Here is a 15,510-nt window from a genome sequence, read left to right as displayed (position 1 = left end):
TCCCGCTTCAGAGTCAAGCATTTATTTTCGCTTATCTCTGCTGACCCGGCGGCGTGTGTGCCGTTGTTCCGTGTCAGTGGAGGCGCATTATAGGGAGTTATTCTGAAGTGACAAGCACAAAATACAAAAAACTTTTCGTTCGCTCACTTTTCAAACGTCATGCCTATTTAAGCCGCGAATCGCCTGATAAATGTGCGATCTCCCGCGCAAAACTGGCGACCTGCGACCAGTCGGTATACACCACCTCTTTGCGCGTATCGGTTTCGCCGCCAGTCATCTTCATAATGAGGCGAATCATAAAGCGGTCATACCAGCGATAGCGCGGATAACGCAGCGCGCCGGCAAAGACGGCGCTGATGTCCGGCTGCCACGGAGAGCTCAACAGAAACTTGCGCGTATAGCTGTTGGTCTGCGGCGTACGTTTCTCAGGTTTACGCGCCACCAGATTGACCGAGTAAAAAGCCCCGGGCAGTTTATTGAGCACTGCCGTATGCTTTTTCACAAAACGATCCAGCGCCGGATGGAAATGCCCGTAACGAATAGACGCGCCAATAACCACACGGTCGTAATCCTGCCAGGCTATCTGCTCCGTGCGGTTCAGGTTCACCACATCAGAGTAAATCCCCAGCTCTTTTAATTCTGAAGCCAGATATGAGGCAATCTCACGCGTTTGCCCATCCCGCGTAGAGAAAAGAATAAGTGTTTTCACCGACGACTCCTTACTCGCGCCAGAATGTTGGGGTGAACAGCACCAGCAGCGTAAAGACCTCCAGACGACCAAACAGCATGTTGGCGATGAGGATCCATTTCGCGACCGGGTTCATACTGGCAAAGTTATCCGCCACAACCCCCAGGCCAGGCCCGAGGTTATTCAACGTTGCTACGACGGAAGCAAAGGCAGAGAAATCATCCACCCCCGTCGCGATAATCGCCAGCATACTGACGATGAAGACCAGCGCATAGGCCGAGAAGAACCCCCACACCGCTTCAAGAATACGTTCCGGCAGGGCACGGTTACCCAGTTTGATGCTGTAAACCGCGTTCGGGTGGACCAGACGTTTAAGTTCACGGTTCCCCTGCTTAAACAACAGCAGAATACGGATCACCTTCAGGCCACCGCCCGTCGACCCCGCACAACCCCCGATGAACGCAGAACACAGCAGCAGTACCGGCAGGAACAGCGGCCAGCGCGCAATACTGTCCGTTGTAAAACCGGCGGTGGTTGCCATCGACACCACCTGGAAGAACGCCTGATTTAACGTAGTCAACGCGGAGTTATAGACATCGTGGAACCACAACACCACGGTACAGATGATGACCAGCGTAAGCTGGACACCAATGAACATGCGAAACTCCGGGTCACGCCAGTACACCTTCAGGCTACGCCCGCTGAGTAAGGAGAAGTGCAGACCGTAGTTACAGCCGGAAATCAGCAGGAAGATGGCAATGATCGTGTTAATGGTGGGGCTGTCGAAGTAGCCCACGCTGGCATCGTGGGTCGAGAACCCGCCGATGGCGATCGTCGCAAAGCTGTGCCCGATAGCGTCGAATGCAGGCATCCCGGCAAACCATAACGCTAACGCACAGGCGACCGTCAGTAAGACATAGATAAGCCATAGGGTTTTCGCCGTCTCGGCTATGCGCGGGCGCATCTTGTTATCTTTCAGTGGGCCCGGCATTTCCGCACGGTAGAGCTGCATCCCCCCGACGCCGAGAATAGGCAGGATGGCCACTGCCAGGACGATGATCCCCATCCCCCCGAACCATTGCAGCATCTGGCGATAAAAGAGAATGGCATGCGGTAAGGAATCCAGCCCGACCAGCGTGGTCGCCCCGGTCGTCGTTAAACCCGAGAACGATTCAAAAAACGCATCCGTGACGGTCAGATTAGGCTGCTCAGAGAAGATAAAGGGTAGCGCACCCACGCTTCCCAGCACTGTCCAGAACAGAACAACAATCAGAAACCCTTCGCGAGATTTCAGCTCACCCTTTTGACGACGGTTTGGCCACCACAGCAGTGAGCCAATCGCCAGCGCGACAAAGAAGGTCTGGGTAAATGCCCGCCCCGCGCCGTCCCGGTAAATAAGCGCTACCAGTCCTGGGAGAATCATCGTCCCGGAAAAAAGTATGACCAGCAGTCCAACGATTCGGGTAATGGCACGAAAATGCATCTCTGCCGCTTCCTTTGGTATTCAAAAAAGTGAGGTGGGGATTATTCTTCAATCGGCAGCAATTGCAACGAACCGCGACTAAAATCCGCCAGCTTTGCTGAAAAAGCAGCCAGTTCCGCCTGCGGAAACGCCACGCGCAGTTGCACCATTGCCTGATAGTCACTGTGCGCGATGACGCCGTTAAACTGCTTTAGCAATGCCTCAATGCCGGATAACTGACCGTAATCGCACAGTAAAGTATATTCGGTGAGCGGCGTTTTGCGGGTGGTAATCAGCATATTCAGTGCCTGCTGAACCCCACCGCCATACGCTTTAACCAGTCCACCCGTGCCTAATAAAATACCGCCGTAGTAGCGAACGACCACGGCGGTGATTTCACCCACGCCGCTGCCCATCAACTGGGAGAGCATGGGTTTACCGGCTGTGCCTGCCGGTTCACCGTCATCGGAAAACCCCAGCTGTTGTGAATTGTTCGGCGGCCCTGCCACCCACGCCACGCAATGGTGACGTGCGTCAGGGTGCTGCGCGCGAACGGACTCAACAAACGCTTTTGCCGCCTCAACGCCGTCGGTATGTGCCAGCAGCGTAATGAATCGGCTCTTCTTAATTTCCTCAACAAAGGTGACCGGTTCAGCCGGTATCAGCCAGCTATCCATCAGGCCAGCTTCAGGTCTCGCGTCATATTCTCAATACCGTTTTCGTGGATCACCACGTTGTCTTCGATACGAATACCGCCAAACGGTTTCAGCGCTTCAATTTTGTCCCAGTTGAAGTGCTTGCTGAACAGGCCTTCACGCCATGGCGCTAACAGCGATTCGATAAAGTAGATACCCGGCTCGATGGTCAGCACCATACGCGGCTCAAGAATACGCGTGCAGCGCAGGTAAGGATATTTAGACGGCGCGGCCAGGTGCGTACCGGTATCGTCCTGCATAAAACCGGCAACATCATGAACCTGCAGACCCAGCGGGTGACCAATACCGTGCGGCATGAACGGCCCGGTCAGATCGTTTTCCACCATCGCCTCTTCGCTCATGTCTTTCACAATCTGGTGCTTACGCAGCAGTTTAGCGATGCGCTGATGGAACTGGATGTGGTAATCCACATAGCTGGTTCCCGCTTTCATGGTGCCAATAAGCGCCAGTTGCTCATCGTTAACGTCTTTAATCAGCTGTGCAAAATCGGTATCCGCATTTGCCGCCCAGGTGCGGGTCAGGTCAGCCGCATAGCCGTTGTACTCTGCCCCGGCGTCCAACAGGAAGCTGCGCATCTCGGATGGCACCTGGTGATCGAGCCTGGTGTAGTGCAGAACGGACGCATGCTCATTCAGCGCGACGATGTTGCTGTAAGGGACATCAGTGTCACGGTGGCCGGTGGCGGTCAGATACGCCTGGTTAATATCGAACTCGCTCATGCCAGACTGGAACGCTTCATGGGCGGCACGGTGACCGTTTACCGCCGTTTTTTGCGCTTCACGCATGCAGTAAAGTTCGTAGTCGGTCTTATAAGCGCGATAGTAGTGCAGATAATCCAGAACCCCTTTCGGATTGAGTTTATCCGCCGGAATATCCAGACCGAGCGCACGCTCAGGAACCGGGCCAATATAAGCAATATTGCCGCGCCCGGCTGGCAGGAGGCTGCCAATGCCATCGGCTTTTGGTAAAGCGATAACGTCCACTTCTTCCGTCCAGAAGCTGGTCGGCAGCGGCTCAACGTTGTGCCAGTAATCGACAGGCAAATAGAACCACAGTTTCGGCTTGTTCACCCCGTCCACCAGCAACCAGCAATTTGGGACCTGCGTGACGGGCACCCAGGCTTTGAACTGCGGGTTGACCTTAAACGGATACGCATGGTCATCCAGGAAGGTGTTAATCAGCTCTCCGGAGTGGATTAACAGCGCATCCAGCTTAAAGCGCGCCAGTACATCACGGGTACGTTCCTGTAGGGTAACGATATGATTTTTATAAAGCGAAGCCAGTGAGTCCATCTTTCTTCCTTTCATTTTTCTGAGCTCAAGTCATCGCATCTTAGCACACCTGACTCCGACTGCGTGATTTCCACCGACCGTGATCAATGCAGCAATTTCTTAATGAGAAATTTGCATTTTATTAACATAAATCCCACACTCCGTCTCATCTGGTATGACCAGATCCACTTGCTGGATTCAGGAGACTGACATGCTCTACAAAGGCGACACCCTGTACCTCAACTGGCTGGAAGATGGCATTGCCGAACTGGTGTTCGATGCCCCCGGCTCAGTCAACAAGCTTGATACCGCGACGGTGGCCAGTCTTGGCCAGGCGCTGGATGTGCTTGAAAAACAATCTCAATTAAAAGGACTGCTGCTGCGCTCAAACAAAGCGGCTTTTATTGTCGGTGCAGATATCACCGAATTCCTTTCACTGTTCCAGGTCCCGGAAGAACAGCTGAGCCAGTGGCTGCACTTTGCCAACAGCGTCTTTAATCGTCTGGAAGATCTACCTGTTCCGACAGTCTCCGCCGTTAACGGCTACGCGCTGGGCGGCGGCTGCGAGTGCGTGCTGGCAACCGACTATCGTCTGGCCACGCCAGACCTGCGCATCGGCCTGCCGGAAACAAAACTGGGCATCATGCCAGGCTTTGGCGGTTCCGTACGTATGCCACGCATGTTGGGTGCCGATAGCGCCCTGGAGATCATCGCCGCCGGTAAAGATGTCGGGGCGGAACAGGCGCAGAAAATAGGCCTGGTGGACGGTGTGGTTAAACCAGAAAAACTGATTGAAGGCTCCCTCGCCATTCTCCATCAGGCCATTAATGGCGACCTCGACTGGAAAGCCAAACGTCAGCCGAAGCTGGAACCGTTGAAACTCAGCAAAATTGAAGCCGCCATGAGCTTCACCATCGCCAAAGGGATGGTGATGCAGACGGCAGGCAAACACTACCCCGCGCCCATTACCGCCGTTAAAACGATTGAAGCCGCAGCCCGCTTTGGCCGTGATGAAGCGCTGAAACTGGAAAACCAAAGCTTTGTTCCGCTGGCGCACACTAATGAAGCTCGCGCACTGGTGGGCATCTTCCTGAACGATCAATTCGTGAAAGGTAAGGCGAAACAGCTGACCAAAAATGTTGAGACGCCAAAACATGCGGCGGTACTCGGTGCAGGCATTATGGGCGGCGGCATCGCTTATCAGTCGGCCTGGAAAGGCGTGCCTGTGGTGATGAAAGACATCAACGAGAAATCCCTGACGCTGGGCATGACCGAAGCGGCCAAGCTGCTGAATAAACAGCTGGAACGCGGCAAAATTGACGGTCTGAAACTCTCAGGGGTGATCTCGACAATCCACCCGACCCTGGACTATAGCGGTTTCGACCGTGTGGATGTGGTCGTTGAAGCGGTCGTTGAGAACCCGAAAGTCAAAAAAGCGGTGCTGGCGGAAACCGAAGAGAAGGTTCGTCCTGATACCGTACTGGCCTCAAACACCTCCACCATCCCGATTAGCGAACTGGCAGGCGTTCTGAAGCGCCCGGAAAACTTCTGCGGTATGCACTTCTTTAACCCGGTGCACCGTATGCCGCTTGTCGAAGTGATCCGTGGGGAAAAAACCTCTGACGAAACGATCGCCAAAGTCGTGGCATGGGCCAGCAAAATGGGCAAAACCCCGATCGTGGTCAACGATTGTCCGGGCTTCTTCGTCAACCGCGTGCTGTTCCCGTACTTCGCCGGTTTCAGCCAGCTCCTGCGCGACGGTGCGGATTTCCGCAAAGTCGACAAAGTGATGGAAAAACAGTTCGGCTGGCCGATGGGTCCGGCGTATCTGCTGGATGTGGTCGGCATTGACACCGCACACCACGCCCAGGCGGTGATGGCGGCAGGCTTCCCGCAGCGCATGCAGAAAGATTACCGCGACGCGATTGACGCTCTGTTTGACGCCAGCCGCTTTGGTCAGAAAAACGGCCTGGGCTTCTGGCGCTATAAAGAAGACAGCAAAGGTAAACCGAAGAAAGAAGAAGACGCGGCGGTGGATGGCCTGCTGGCCGACGTCAGCCAGCCGAAACGTGACTTCACCGACGATGAAATCATCGCCCGAATGATGATTCCAATGATCAACGAAGTGGTGCGTTGCCTGGAAGAAGGCATTATCGCCAGCCCGGCAGAAGCAGATATGGCACTGGTGTACGGCCTCGGCTTCCCTCCGTTCCACGGCGGCGCGTTCCGCTGGCTGGATACGCTCGGCAGCGCCCGTTATCTCGATATGGCTCAGCAGTACCAGCACCTCGGCCCGCTGTATGACGTGCCGGAAGGTCTGCGTAACAAAGCGCGCCATAACGAACCCTATTACCCAGCAGTTGAGCCAGCCCGTCCGGTTGGCGAGCTGAAAACGGCTTAAGGAGTCACAATGGAAAAGGTTGTCATTGTTGATGCGATTCGCACCCCGATGGGCCGTTCAAAAGGCGGCGCATTCCGTAATGTGCGCGCGGAAGACCTCTCCGCGCACCTGATGCGTAGCCTGCTGGCGCGTAACCCGGCACTGGACCCCGCAGCGCTCGACGATATTTACTGGGGCTGTGTACAGCAAACCCTCGAACAGGGCTTTAACATCGCCCGTAACGCTTCGCTGCTGGCGGAGATCCCGCATTCAGTTCCGGCGGTGACCGTTAACCGTCTGTGTGGTTCGTCAATGCAGGCGCTGCACGATGCGGCACGCATGATCATGACCGGTGATGCGCAGGCCTGTCTGGTCGGCGGCGTGGAGCACATGGGCCACGTGCCGATGAGCCACGGGGTTGATTTCCACCCGGGTATGAGCCGTAACGTGGCGAAAGCGGCGGGAATGATGGGCCTGACCGCTGAGATGCTTTCCCGCCTCCACGGCATCAGCCGCGAAATGCAGGATACCTTTGCCGCGCGCTCCCACGCACGCGCCTGGGCCGCAACGCAATCCGGCGCATTTAAGCATGAGATCATCCCAACCGGTGGTCACGATGCTGACGGCGTTTTGAAGCAGTTCAGCTACGATGAAGTGATTCGCCCGGAAACCACTGTAGAAACCCTTTCTACGCTGCGCCCGGCGTTTGACCCGGTCACCGGTACGGTAACGGCAGGCACCTCGTCTGCCCTATCTGACGGGGCCGCCGCGATGCTGGTGATGAGTGAAAGCCGTGCCCGCGAGTTAGGCCTGACGCCTCGCGCCCGGGTGCGTTCGATGGCGGTGGTGGGTTGCGATCCGTCCATTATGGGTTACGGTCCGGTGCCGGCCTCGAAGCTGGCGCTGAAAAAAGCAGGCTTAACCACCAGTGATATCGATCTGTTTGAGATGAACGAAGCCTTTGCCGCGCAGATCCTGCCGTGCATCAAAGATCTGGGCCTGATGGATCAGATAGACGACAAGATTAACCTCAATGGCGGCGCGATCGCCCTCGGTCACCCGCTGGGTTGTTCCGGGGCACGCATCAGCACCACGCTGATTAACCTGATGGAACGCAAAGACGCTCAGTTTGGTCTGGCGACGATGTGTATCGGGCTGGGTCAGGGTATCGCGACGGTATTTGAGCGAGTGTAACTCTTCGAGGGGTTCTTACAGCCAGTGTCGCCAGAACACGGCGGCACGCGAGCGGCGCCCGATGCGCTTACGGAAGTAAGGGATTCGGGTGAGCACACGCAGCCATCGCAGTTATGGCGCCAGTGGCGAAGAGATAAAGTTTAGTTGCCGTTCTTCCCGCCTGTCAGGGGCGGGTTTTTTATTTAAATGAACGCGAAAGCATCGCCGAAGAGACGGTCTTCACGCGCGTCACGTTCGTTGCAGAACAGATCACGGGCAATTTTCGCCATCTCAAAACGGCCAGCAATATAGATATCATGTCCCGCCAGCGTGCCGTGATCCTGCAGCACCGCCGTCAGTACCGTACCGCTGCGCCCACGCCAGCCCTCTTCAGGCTGCTCCACCACCGGCTCAATGCGCAGGTGTGGATGATTGACGCTTAATGCTTCCAGTTCAGACAGGTCGTAGAGATGTTTCTCTTCGCGGCCGCCCCAGTAGATGGTGATATCGCGATCCGGGTTACGCGCCAGGGCCGTCAGCAGGATAGAGCGCACGTAAGAGAAACCCGTTCCCCCCGCAATCAGGATCAGCGGACGGTCTTCATCTTCACGCAGCCAGGCATCACCGTGAGGAATATCCACCACGATTTCACGTTCTTTCAGAATGCGGTCCATGACGGCCATCGCATACAGGTTAAGCTCAGACGCACCAATATGAAGCTCAATAAATTCCTGCTCTGCTGGCGTAGAAGCCATAGAGAAGGGACGCTTATCACGCTCATCCATCACGACCATCAAGTACTGACCGGCGCGGAAAGAGAATGCCGCTTCAGGTACTAAACGGACGCGATATACGGTGTCGGTGATAGCATCTACCGAGGTCACTTTACAGCTTAAGGTTGTCATTCGCTCTCTCTGTCGTGAAGTCTATAGGGCTTAACGGCCTGTTTCAGGTTTACCGTTATTCATTATGGCCAGTTCATCCCAGATCGCGTCAATGCGCGCGGTCACGGCAGGATCTTTTTTGATCGGTCGACCCCATTCACGCTCGGTTTCGCCGGGCCATTTGTTTGTGGCATCCAGTCCCATTTTTGAGCCAAGGCCGGAGACCGGCGAGGCAAAATCCAGATAATCTATCGGCGTGTTTTCGACTAACACCGTATCCCGCGCCGGATCCATTCGCGTAGTAATGGCCCAGATAACGTCATTCCAGTCGCGGGCGTTAACATCATCATCGCAGACAATAACAAATTTGGTATACATAAACTGGCGCAGGAAAGACCATACGCCCATCATCACGCGTTTAGCGTGACCAGGATATTGCTTCTTCATCGTCACCACCGCCAGGCGATACGAACACCCTTCTGGCGGCAGGTAAAAATCAACAATTTCCGGGAACTGCTTTTGCAGGATCGGCACAAACACTTCGTTCAGCGCCACTCCCAGTACCGCCGGTTCATCCGGTGGACGTCCGGTATAGGTGGAGTGGTAAATCGCATCTTCACGCTGGGTGATGTGCGTGACGGTAAACACCGGGAAGTTATCAACTTCGTTGTAATAGCCGGTGTGGTCACCGTATGGCCCTTCCGGTGCCATTTCGCCCTGCTCAAGGTAACCTTCCAGAACGATCTCCGCGCTGGCAGGAACTTCAAGGTCATTAGAAATACACTTCACGACTTCGGTTTTGGTTCCGCGCAGCAGGCCTGCAAAGGCATATTCGGACAGCGTATCCGGCACTGGCGTTACCGCCCCCAGAATCGTGGCCGGATCGGCGCCTAACGCAACGGAAACCGGGAAACGCTCGCCCGGGTGTTCAGCACACCACTCCTGGAAATCCAGGGCGCCGCCACGATGTGACAACCAGCGCATGATGAGCTTATTTTTGCCAATCAGCTGCTGGCGGTAAATACCCAGATTTTGTCGCTCTTTGTGCGGACCACGCGTGACGGTGAGCCCCCAGGTGATAAGCGGCGCAGCATCTTCAGGCCAGCATTGCATGACAGGAATTTTTGTCAGATCCACCGCATCGCCTTCCAGCACTTTCTGCTGACACGGTGCGCCGCGCAGACGTTTGGTTGGCATGTTTAGCACCTGCTTAAACTGCGGCAGTTTATCGAACAGATCGCGGAAACCTTTCGGTGGCTCTGGCTCTTTCAGAAACGCCAGCAGTTTACCCACTTCACGCAGCGCCGTGACGTCCTCCTGTCCCATCCCCAACGCCACACGGCGCGGTGTACCAAACAGGTTGCACAGCACCGGCATCGAATACCCTTTTGGGTTTTCAAACAGTAAAGCGGGGCCACCGGCACGCAGGGTGCGGTCAGCAATTTCTGTCATTTCCAGATAAGGATCAACAGGAAGTGTAATGCGTTTGAGTTCGCCCTGCTTTTCCAGCAGCGTCAGGAAGTCGCGGAGATCGTGGTATTTCATGCAGTTAGTCATGGCCTCTCTGTAAGCGCTTCATTATACGGCGTAAGCCTGCTTGATGCTGTAATTTTGTTAAATTAGCGTGAACTTATGCATTCTGTTCCCTTTTCCCCCATTATAATCAACTTAGCGATCCCGCCAGGGTTTTGATATGCTTGCGCCCCGAACTAAGGGAAAGAGTGATTATGCAGGCCTGGTATTTACTGTATTGCAAACGCGGGCAACTTCAGCGCGCGCAGGAACATCTTGAACGTCAGTCTGTGAATTGCCTGACACCCGTGATCACGCTTGAAAAAATGCAGCGCGGGAAGCGCACGACCGTCAGTGAGCCATTATTCCCGAACTATCTGTTCGTTGAGTTCGACCCGGAAGTGATTCACACCACGACCATCAGCGCCACACGCGGTGTCAGCCACTTTGTGCGTTTTGGCGCTCACCCGGCCACGGTCCCGTCAACGGTGATTCATCAGCTTTCGGTGTACCAGCAACCTGAAGGCATCACCGATCCGGAAACCCCCTACGCAGGCGACAGCGTCGTCATCACTGAAGGGGCTTTCGAGGGCTTACAGGCGATTTTCGCCGAGCCTGACGGTGAAGCACGCTCCATGCTGTTGCTCAACCTGCTGAATAAGCAGGTATTGCAGAGCGTGAAAAACACCGACTTCCGCAAAGTTTAAACGTCTATCCCGAACAGGCGACGCACGTTGTCATCCGTCTGTGCGCAAAGCCAGTGCGGGTCTTCTCCGCGCCAGCGCGCTACGCTCTCAAGAATATGCCCCAGATAGGCCGGTTCGTTACGTCGAGAAGCCGGTTTGGGTTGCATATCTCGCGGCAGCAGATAAGGTGCGTCGGTTTCAACAAGCAAGCGGTCCGCCGGGATCACCGGCAACAGCTCGCGAAGCTCAAGCCCGCGACGTTCATCGCAAACCCAGCCGGTAATGCCCAGATATAACCCGCGTTCCAGACACTCCAGCGCCTCCTGCCGTGAACCGGTAAAGCAGTGCAGTACCGCACCGGGCAGTTTATCGAGCCAGGGTTCCAGTAAGGCGAGGAAGCGCTCATGCGCGTCACGGCAGTGCATAAACACAGGCATTCCAAGCTCCGCCGCCAGGGCGAGCTGGGCGGTGAAGGCGTTTTCCTGTTCGGCTGGTGTGGAAAAGTTACGGTTGAAATCGAGACCACATTCGCCAATGGCCACGACTTCAGGGGTTTTCGCCAGCCTGTGTATGATTTCAGCGCTCTGCGGCGTCCACTGGCTGCTGTCATGAGGATGCACGCCAGCGGTTGACCAGCAGCGATCATAGCGTTGAGCAAGCTGTTGCGCCTGCTCGCTTTCATGCAGGTTGGTTCCCGTCAGGAGCAGTCCTTTCACCCCGGCGGCAAAAGCACGCGCGACGACCTCATCGCAGTCTTTCGCAAACTGCGAGCTGGTCAGGTTGAGTCCGATATCAAACATGCGATTCCCCATAGCACAACCGCCCTGACGGGCGGCTGGTTTTACTCTTCAGTGGTCTTTTCCGACGTATCGTCTTCGTCATCCGACCGACGCCCTTTTCCCACGTAGAAACGCGAGAAGAATACGCCGACTTCGAACAGACAATACATCGGTATTGCCAGCAGCGTTTGTGAGAAGACGTCAGGTGGTGTGAGCAGCATGCCAACCACAAACGCGCCGACCAGGATATACGGGCGCTTCTTACGCAGGTCATCAGGGGTAGTCACCCCTACCCAGCAAAGCAGCACAATGGCTACCGGCACTTCGAATGCCACGCCGAATGCCATAAACAGCGCCATCACAAAGCTGAGGTAGCTGGCGATATCCGTCGACACCTGAACCCCTTCCGGCGCGGTATGCGTCAGGAAGCCAAAGGCCAGCGGGAAGACAACAAAGTAGGCGAACGCCATGCCGATATAGAACAGCAGCGAGCTGGATACCAGCAGCGGGATCACCAGCTTGCGTTCATGCTTGTACAGCGCTGGCGCCACAAACGCCCACACCTGATAAAGAATGACCGGCGCAGAGGCAATCAGCGATACCCAGAAGGTGAGCTTAATAGGGGTAAAGAACGGTGATGCAACGTCGGTTGCGATCATCGTTGCCCCCAGCGGCATCTGCTTGATCAGCGGCGCAGAGACAACCTGGTAGATATCATTGGCGAAATAGACCAGGCATAAGAAAATGAGGAAAACCGCGATAATGCAGTTTAAAAGGCGCTTACGCAGCTCTATGAGGTGCGTAATCAGCGGTTGGGTATCATCTACTGCCATGTTTACGCTTTATCACTCGACGAGGGGGATGATTCGGAAACAGGCGCGGCGGGCTTAACGTCAGCCGCTTTTACCACCGGTGCTTCCGGCTGCGCCTGTTTTTTCGGTTCAGATTCCTGCGGCGTTTGTTCAGGCGCGGTAGCCTGATGCTCCGCGCTGGCAGGCGTAACGCCCTCGCGCTGCGCTTCGCTGTCCTTCACCACCGGGTTGTGGATGGTGTTAGCTTCATCGCTCGCCTTTTCAGGATCGTTGACGCTGTAGGAGCGCTTCATGGATTCTGCCGCTTCACGCAGTTCATCCATTGAGGCTTTCAGTTCAGGCGTCAGGTTATCCATGCTCGCCTTTTCCACCTTTTTCAGGCTTTCCTGAAACTCCTGCAGCTTAAGTTCCTGCGCCAGCTCATTTTGTACGGTCGAAGCCAGCGATCTCAGCGCGCGTACCCAGCCCACAACGGTTTTCACCGCCACCGGCAGACGCTGGGGTCCTAACACTATCAGGCCAATCACAAAGACCAGCAGCAGCTCACTAAAACCAATGTCGAACACGAATTACACCTGCTCTTTATCGTGGCGTTTAGCGTCTTCTTTTTTCGCCTCTTCCTGCTTGTCGGAGATGGATTTAGCAGTAAAGTCAGCATCCTGGCTGGTTTTATCCTGCTTGCTCTCATCATCGCTCATCGCTTTCTTGAAGCCTTTGATAGACGCGCCCAGATCGGAGCCGATAGAACCGAGCTTTTTCGTGCCAAACAGCAGCACGACGATGACGGCAATGATCAACAATTGCCAGATACTGATACCACCCATACATGTACCTCAGGGATAGATGATTAATGAGTCAGGTCGCATTATACGTAGGCGACCCGTCGATAGCGACGCAAAATCAGCGCGTTTTTCTCCAGCCGGCGAGCCAGACCACAACACCGCCAGCCATCAGCCAGGCGGGCATCATCTGCCAGTCAGGGCGAGTGATCAGCAACAGCGTACCACTCAGCAGCAGCGTTGCTCCAATGCCAAAGAGATAGCGCGACTGCCCCTGTCGAACACGGCTGGACTGAAGCTCGCGGGCGATTTTATCCATGCTGTGCTGAAGGTTCTTGCTCTGACGCAAACTGTCGTAAATCAGTTCAGGAATATCAGGCATTTTTTCTATCCAGAACGGGCCTTTCTCTTTAATAGAGCGCACCAGCGCCGGAATGCCCACCTGATCCTTAATCCAGGATTCAAGGAAAGGTTTCGCAGTCTTCCATAAGTCTAACTGAGGATAGAGCTGTCGACCTACACCTTCAACGTAAAGTAATGTTTTCTGAAGTAAAACTAACTGTGGCTGCACTTCCATGTTGAAGCGGCGTGCCGTGTTAAACAGGTTCAGCAATACGTGTCCGAAGGAAATTTCTGCCAGCGGCTTTTCAAAAATCGGCTCGCAGACGGTACGGATAGCAAACTCAAACTCTTCGACGTTGGTGTCCGGCGGAACCCAACCAGAATCAACGTGCAGCTCGGCCACCTTGCGGTAATCACGGTTAAAGAAGGCAATGAAGTTCTCAGCGAGATAGCGCTTATCTTCTTTGTTCAGCGAGCCCACAATACCGCAGTCAATACCGATATATTTCGGGTCTTCCGGGTGCTCGTAACTGACGAAGATATTCCCCGGGTGCATGTCCGCGTGGAAAAAGCTGTCGCGGAATACCTGGGTAAAGAAGACCTGCACGCCACGCTCGGCCAGCAGCTTCATGTTGGTTCCCTGCTTTTCCAGGGCTGCCACATCCGAGACCGGAATACCGTAAATCCGCTCCATTACCATCATGTTCTGGCTGCAGTAGTCCGAATACACTTCCGGCACATAGAGCATCGGGCTATTTTCAAAGTTCCGGCGCAGCTGGATAGCATTTGCCGATTCACGCAGCAGGTTTAATTCATCAATCAGTGTTTTTTCATACTCCCGCACAACTTCCATTGGGCGCAGACGGCGTCCGTCGGGGAGCAGGCGCGGAACCCAGCGTGCAAGCCGATAGATAAGCTTCATGTCCGCTCGGATTACCGGCAGGATGTCCGGGCGGATCACTTTGATAACCACCTCTTTGCCGTTCTCTTTCAGACGGGCTGTATGCACCTGGGCGATAGAGGCTGAAGCAAGAGGTTCTATTTCGAAATCGTCAAACCAGGTCTCGACAGGAATATTGCCCATCGCCTCTTCGATCTGTTTTTTCGCTCTCACACCGTCAAACGGTGCAACGCGGTCCTGCAGCAGTGCCAGTTCATCGGCAATCTGCGGCGGGAAAAGATCGCGGCGAGTCGAGAGCATTTGCCCGAACTTAATCCATACCGGGCCCAGCTCCTGGAGCGCCAGGCGAAGACGTTCACCCAGCGGCTGATCTTTATGACGATTAGGCATCCAGAACAACATCCGCCGCCAGATGCGAAGCAGCAGCGTGATACGCATTTTGGGGATAAGCTCGTCGAGCCCGTAACTCAAAAAGGTGTGGACGATAAAATAGAGGCGCCGAATTTCACCAGGCGTCATTTGCCCTCCAGTTTTTCCAGCCGTTTGGTTAAGGCATCCACCGCGCGTTCAACCGCTGCGGTCTCTTCCGCAAACCATGCAACTTCAAGCGCGCCAGGGGCCATACGCCACTCTTCAGTCAGCACTTCCGCCGCATAGCGTTGCTGTCGTTGCAGACTCTTGCGAAGAAAAGACGTACCGCCATGAATGGCTTTACCGATCCCTTCGGCAGCAATGTCGCCAATGAAAGGCGCAAGCAGCTCTGCCGGGTCAAACTCGGCCAGATCGCTGAGCGCAACGAAATTCTGTACGACCTGAATGTCGCCTTCCACTTCCAGCTCACCGCTGCGGATAAGCGCCGTAAGCTGCTGACGGTCACGTAATTTTGGCAGCACGCTCATGTGCGTAATCACGGAGCAGTCGGCTTCACCTTCCCACTCACCCAGAACGTCAAGCTGGCGTTCACTGAAAACCAGCACAAGCGGCGTCGAGAACTCTTTCAGAACAACACGCAGCACCTTGCCGTTAAGCCGCTGACGTGCGGCTTTAAGCGCCGGTGCGCGGTAAAGAAAGGCATTCAGGACATTCTCGATGCCTGCGGTGACTAAGGGTTTAAAGGGCACGGGA

15 protein-coding genes are annotated in these 15,510 nt (G+C 55.1%); 3 read left to right on the top strand and 12 right to left on the bottom strand.

Annotated elements, in window-relative coordinates; genetic code table 11:
* Nucleotides 1-163 precede the first annotated feature (163 nt).
* The 4 genes from hemG to pepQ are packed head-to-tail and all read right to left on the bottom strand — an operon-like array spanning nucleotide 164 to nucleotide 4,158.
* Complete coding sequence (gene hemG / locus BJ887_RS01390) at nucleotides 164-709, bottom strand: menaquinone-dependent protoporphyrinogen IX dehydrogenase (protein WP_020882866.1); 546 nt, start codon at nucleotides 707-709, stop codon at nucleotides 164-166.
* Nucleotides 710-719: 10 nt separating this feature from the next.
* Nucleotides 720-2,171, bottom strand: a complete 1,452-nt coding sequence (trkH, locus tag BJ887_RS01385; protein WP_025202793.1) for a Trk system potassium transporter TrkH — start codon at nucleotides 2,169-2,171, stop codon at nucleotides 720-722.
* 41 nt (nucleotides 2,172-2,212) lie between these two features.
* Nucleotides 2,213-2,827 carry an IMPACT family protein gene (locus tag BJ887_RS01380; protein WP_121339099.1) on the bottom strand — a complete coding sequence of 205 codons (615 nt, stop codon included), beginning with the start codon at nucleotides 2,825-2,827 and terminating at the stop codon, nucleotides 2,213-2,215.
* The gene (gene pepQ / locus BJ887_RS01375; protein WP_121339097.1) at nucleotides 2,827-4,158 is read right to left on the bottom strand and encodes a Xaa-Pro dipeptidase; all 1,332 of its coding nucleotides are present in this window, start codon (nucleotides 4,156-4,158) and stop codon (nucleotides 2,827-2,829) included. Before pepQ ends, BJ887_RS01380 begins: the two co-directional genes overlap by 1 nt.
* A 190-nt stretch (nucleotides 4,159-4,348) precedes the next feature.
* Here pepQ and fadB point away from each other — a divergent pair, with 190 nt between their 5' ends.
* A complete protein-coding gene (gene fadB / locus BJ887_RS01365) occupies nucleotides 4,349-6,538 on the top strand; it encodes a fatty acid oxidation complex subunit alpha FadB (protein ID WP_121339095.1) in 2,190 nt (729 codons plus the stop codon).
* A gap of 9 nt (nucleotides 6,539-6,547) precedes the next feature.
* Nucleotides 6,548-7,711 carry an acetyl-CoA C-acyltransferase FadA gene (gene fadA / locus BJ887_RS01360; protein WP_014172105.1) on the top strand — a complete coding sequence of 388 codons (1,164 nt, stop codon included), beginning with the start codon at nucleotides 6,548-6,550 and terminating at the stop codon, nucleotides 7,709-7,711.
* Nucleotides 7,712-7,893: 182 nt separating this feature from the next.
* Here fadA and fre read toward each other — a convergent pair whose 3' ends face one another.
* Nucleotides 7,894-8,595 carry an NAD(P)H-flavin reductase gene (fre, locus tag BJ887_RS01355; protein WP_014172106.1) on the bottom strand — a complete coding sequence of 234 codons (702 nt, stop codon included), beginning with the start codon at nucleotides 8,593-8,595 and terminating at the stop codon, nucleotides 7,894-7,896.
* Between the two features lie 30 nt (nucleotides 8,596-8,625).
* Nucleotides 8,626-10,131, bottom strand: coding sequence for a 4-hydroxy-3-polyprenylbenzoate decarboxylase (gene ubiD / locus BJ887_RS01350; protein ID WP_014172107.1), 1,506 nt, complete (start codon nucleotides 10,129-10,131; stop codon nucleotides 8,626-8,628).
* Nucleotides 10,132-10,301: 170 nt separating this feature from the next.
* On the opposite strand from ubiD, the gene rfaH reads away from it, so the two are divergent.
* Entirely contained in the window at nucleotides 10,302-10,793 is a 492-nt protein-coding gene (gene rfaH / locus BJ887_RS01345; RefSeq protein ID WP_020882871.1) for a transcription/translation regulatory transformer protein RfaH, read from the top strand.
* Here the strand turns inward: rfaH and tatD are convergent.
* From tatD to ubiJ, 6 genes are all read right to left on the bottom strand, one after another.
* Entirely contained in the window at nucleotides 10,790-11,572 is a 783-nt protein-coding gene (tatD, locus tag BJ887_RS01340; protein WP_068795463.1) for a 3'-5' ssDNA/RNA exonuclease TatD, read from the bottom strand. The genes rfaH and tatD overlap by 4 nt on opposite strands.
* Before the next feature lie 41 nt (nucleotides 11,573-11,613).
* On the bottom strand, nucleotides 11,614-12,384 hold the full coding sequence (gene tatC / locus BJ887_RS01335) for a Sec-independent protein translocase subunit TatC (protein ID WP_014172110.1): 771 nt from the start codon (nucleotides 12,382-12,384) through the stop codon (nucleotides 11,614-11,616).
* 2 nt (nucleotides 12,385-12,386) lie between these two features.
* A complete protein-coding gene (gene tatB / locus BJ887_RS01330) occupies nucleotides 12,387-12,929 on the bottom strand; it encodes a Sec-independent protein translocase protein TatB (RefSeq protein WP_020882873.1) in 543 nt (180 codons plus the stop codon).
* A gap of 3 nt (nucleotides 12,930-12,932) precedes the next feature.
* Nucleotides 12,933-13,187, bottom strand: coding sequence for a Sec-independent protein translocase subunit TatA (tatA, locus tag BJ887_RS01325; protein WP_020882874.1), 255 nt, complete (start codon nucleotides 13,185-13,187; stop codon nucleotides 12,933-12,935).
* A 76-nt stretch (nucleotides 13,188-13,263) separates the two neighbouring features.
* Nucleotides 13,264-14,904 carry a ubiquinone biosynthesis regulatory protein kinase UbiB gene (gene ubiB, locus BJ887_RS01320; RefSeq protein WP_014172113.1) on the bottom strand — a complete coding sequence of 547 codons (1,641 nt, stop codon included), beginning with the start codon at nucleotides 14,902-14,904 and terminating at the stop codon, nucleotides 13,264-13,266.
* The gene (ubiJ, locus tag BJ887_RS01315; protein ID WP_025202788.1) at nucleotides 14,901-15,506 is read right to left on the bottom strand and encodes a ubiquinone biosynthesis protein UbiJ; all 606 of its coding nucleotides are present in this window, start codon (nucleotides 15,504-15,506) and stop codon (nucleotides 14,901-14,903) included. The genes ubiB and ubiJ overlap by 4 nt, the downstream gene beginning before the upstream one ends.
* Nucleotides 15,507-15,510 lie beyond the last annotated feature (4 nt).

The organism is Enterobacter sp. WPR_3_1 (genome assembly GCF_003635055.1).
GTDB classification, from domain to species: Bacteria; Pseudomonadota; Gammaproteobacteria; order Enterobacterales; family Enterobacteriaceae; genus Enterobacter; species Enterobacter ludwigii.
This window is presented reverse-complemented; position numbering and strand designations above follow the sequence as displayed.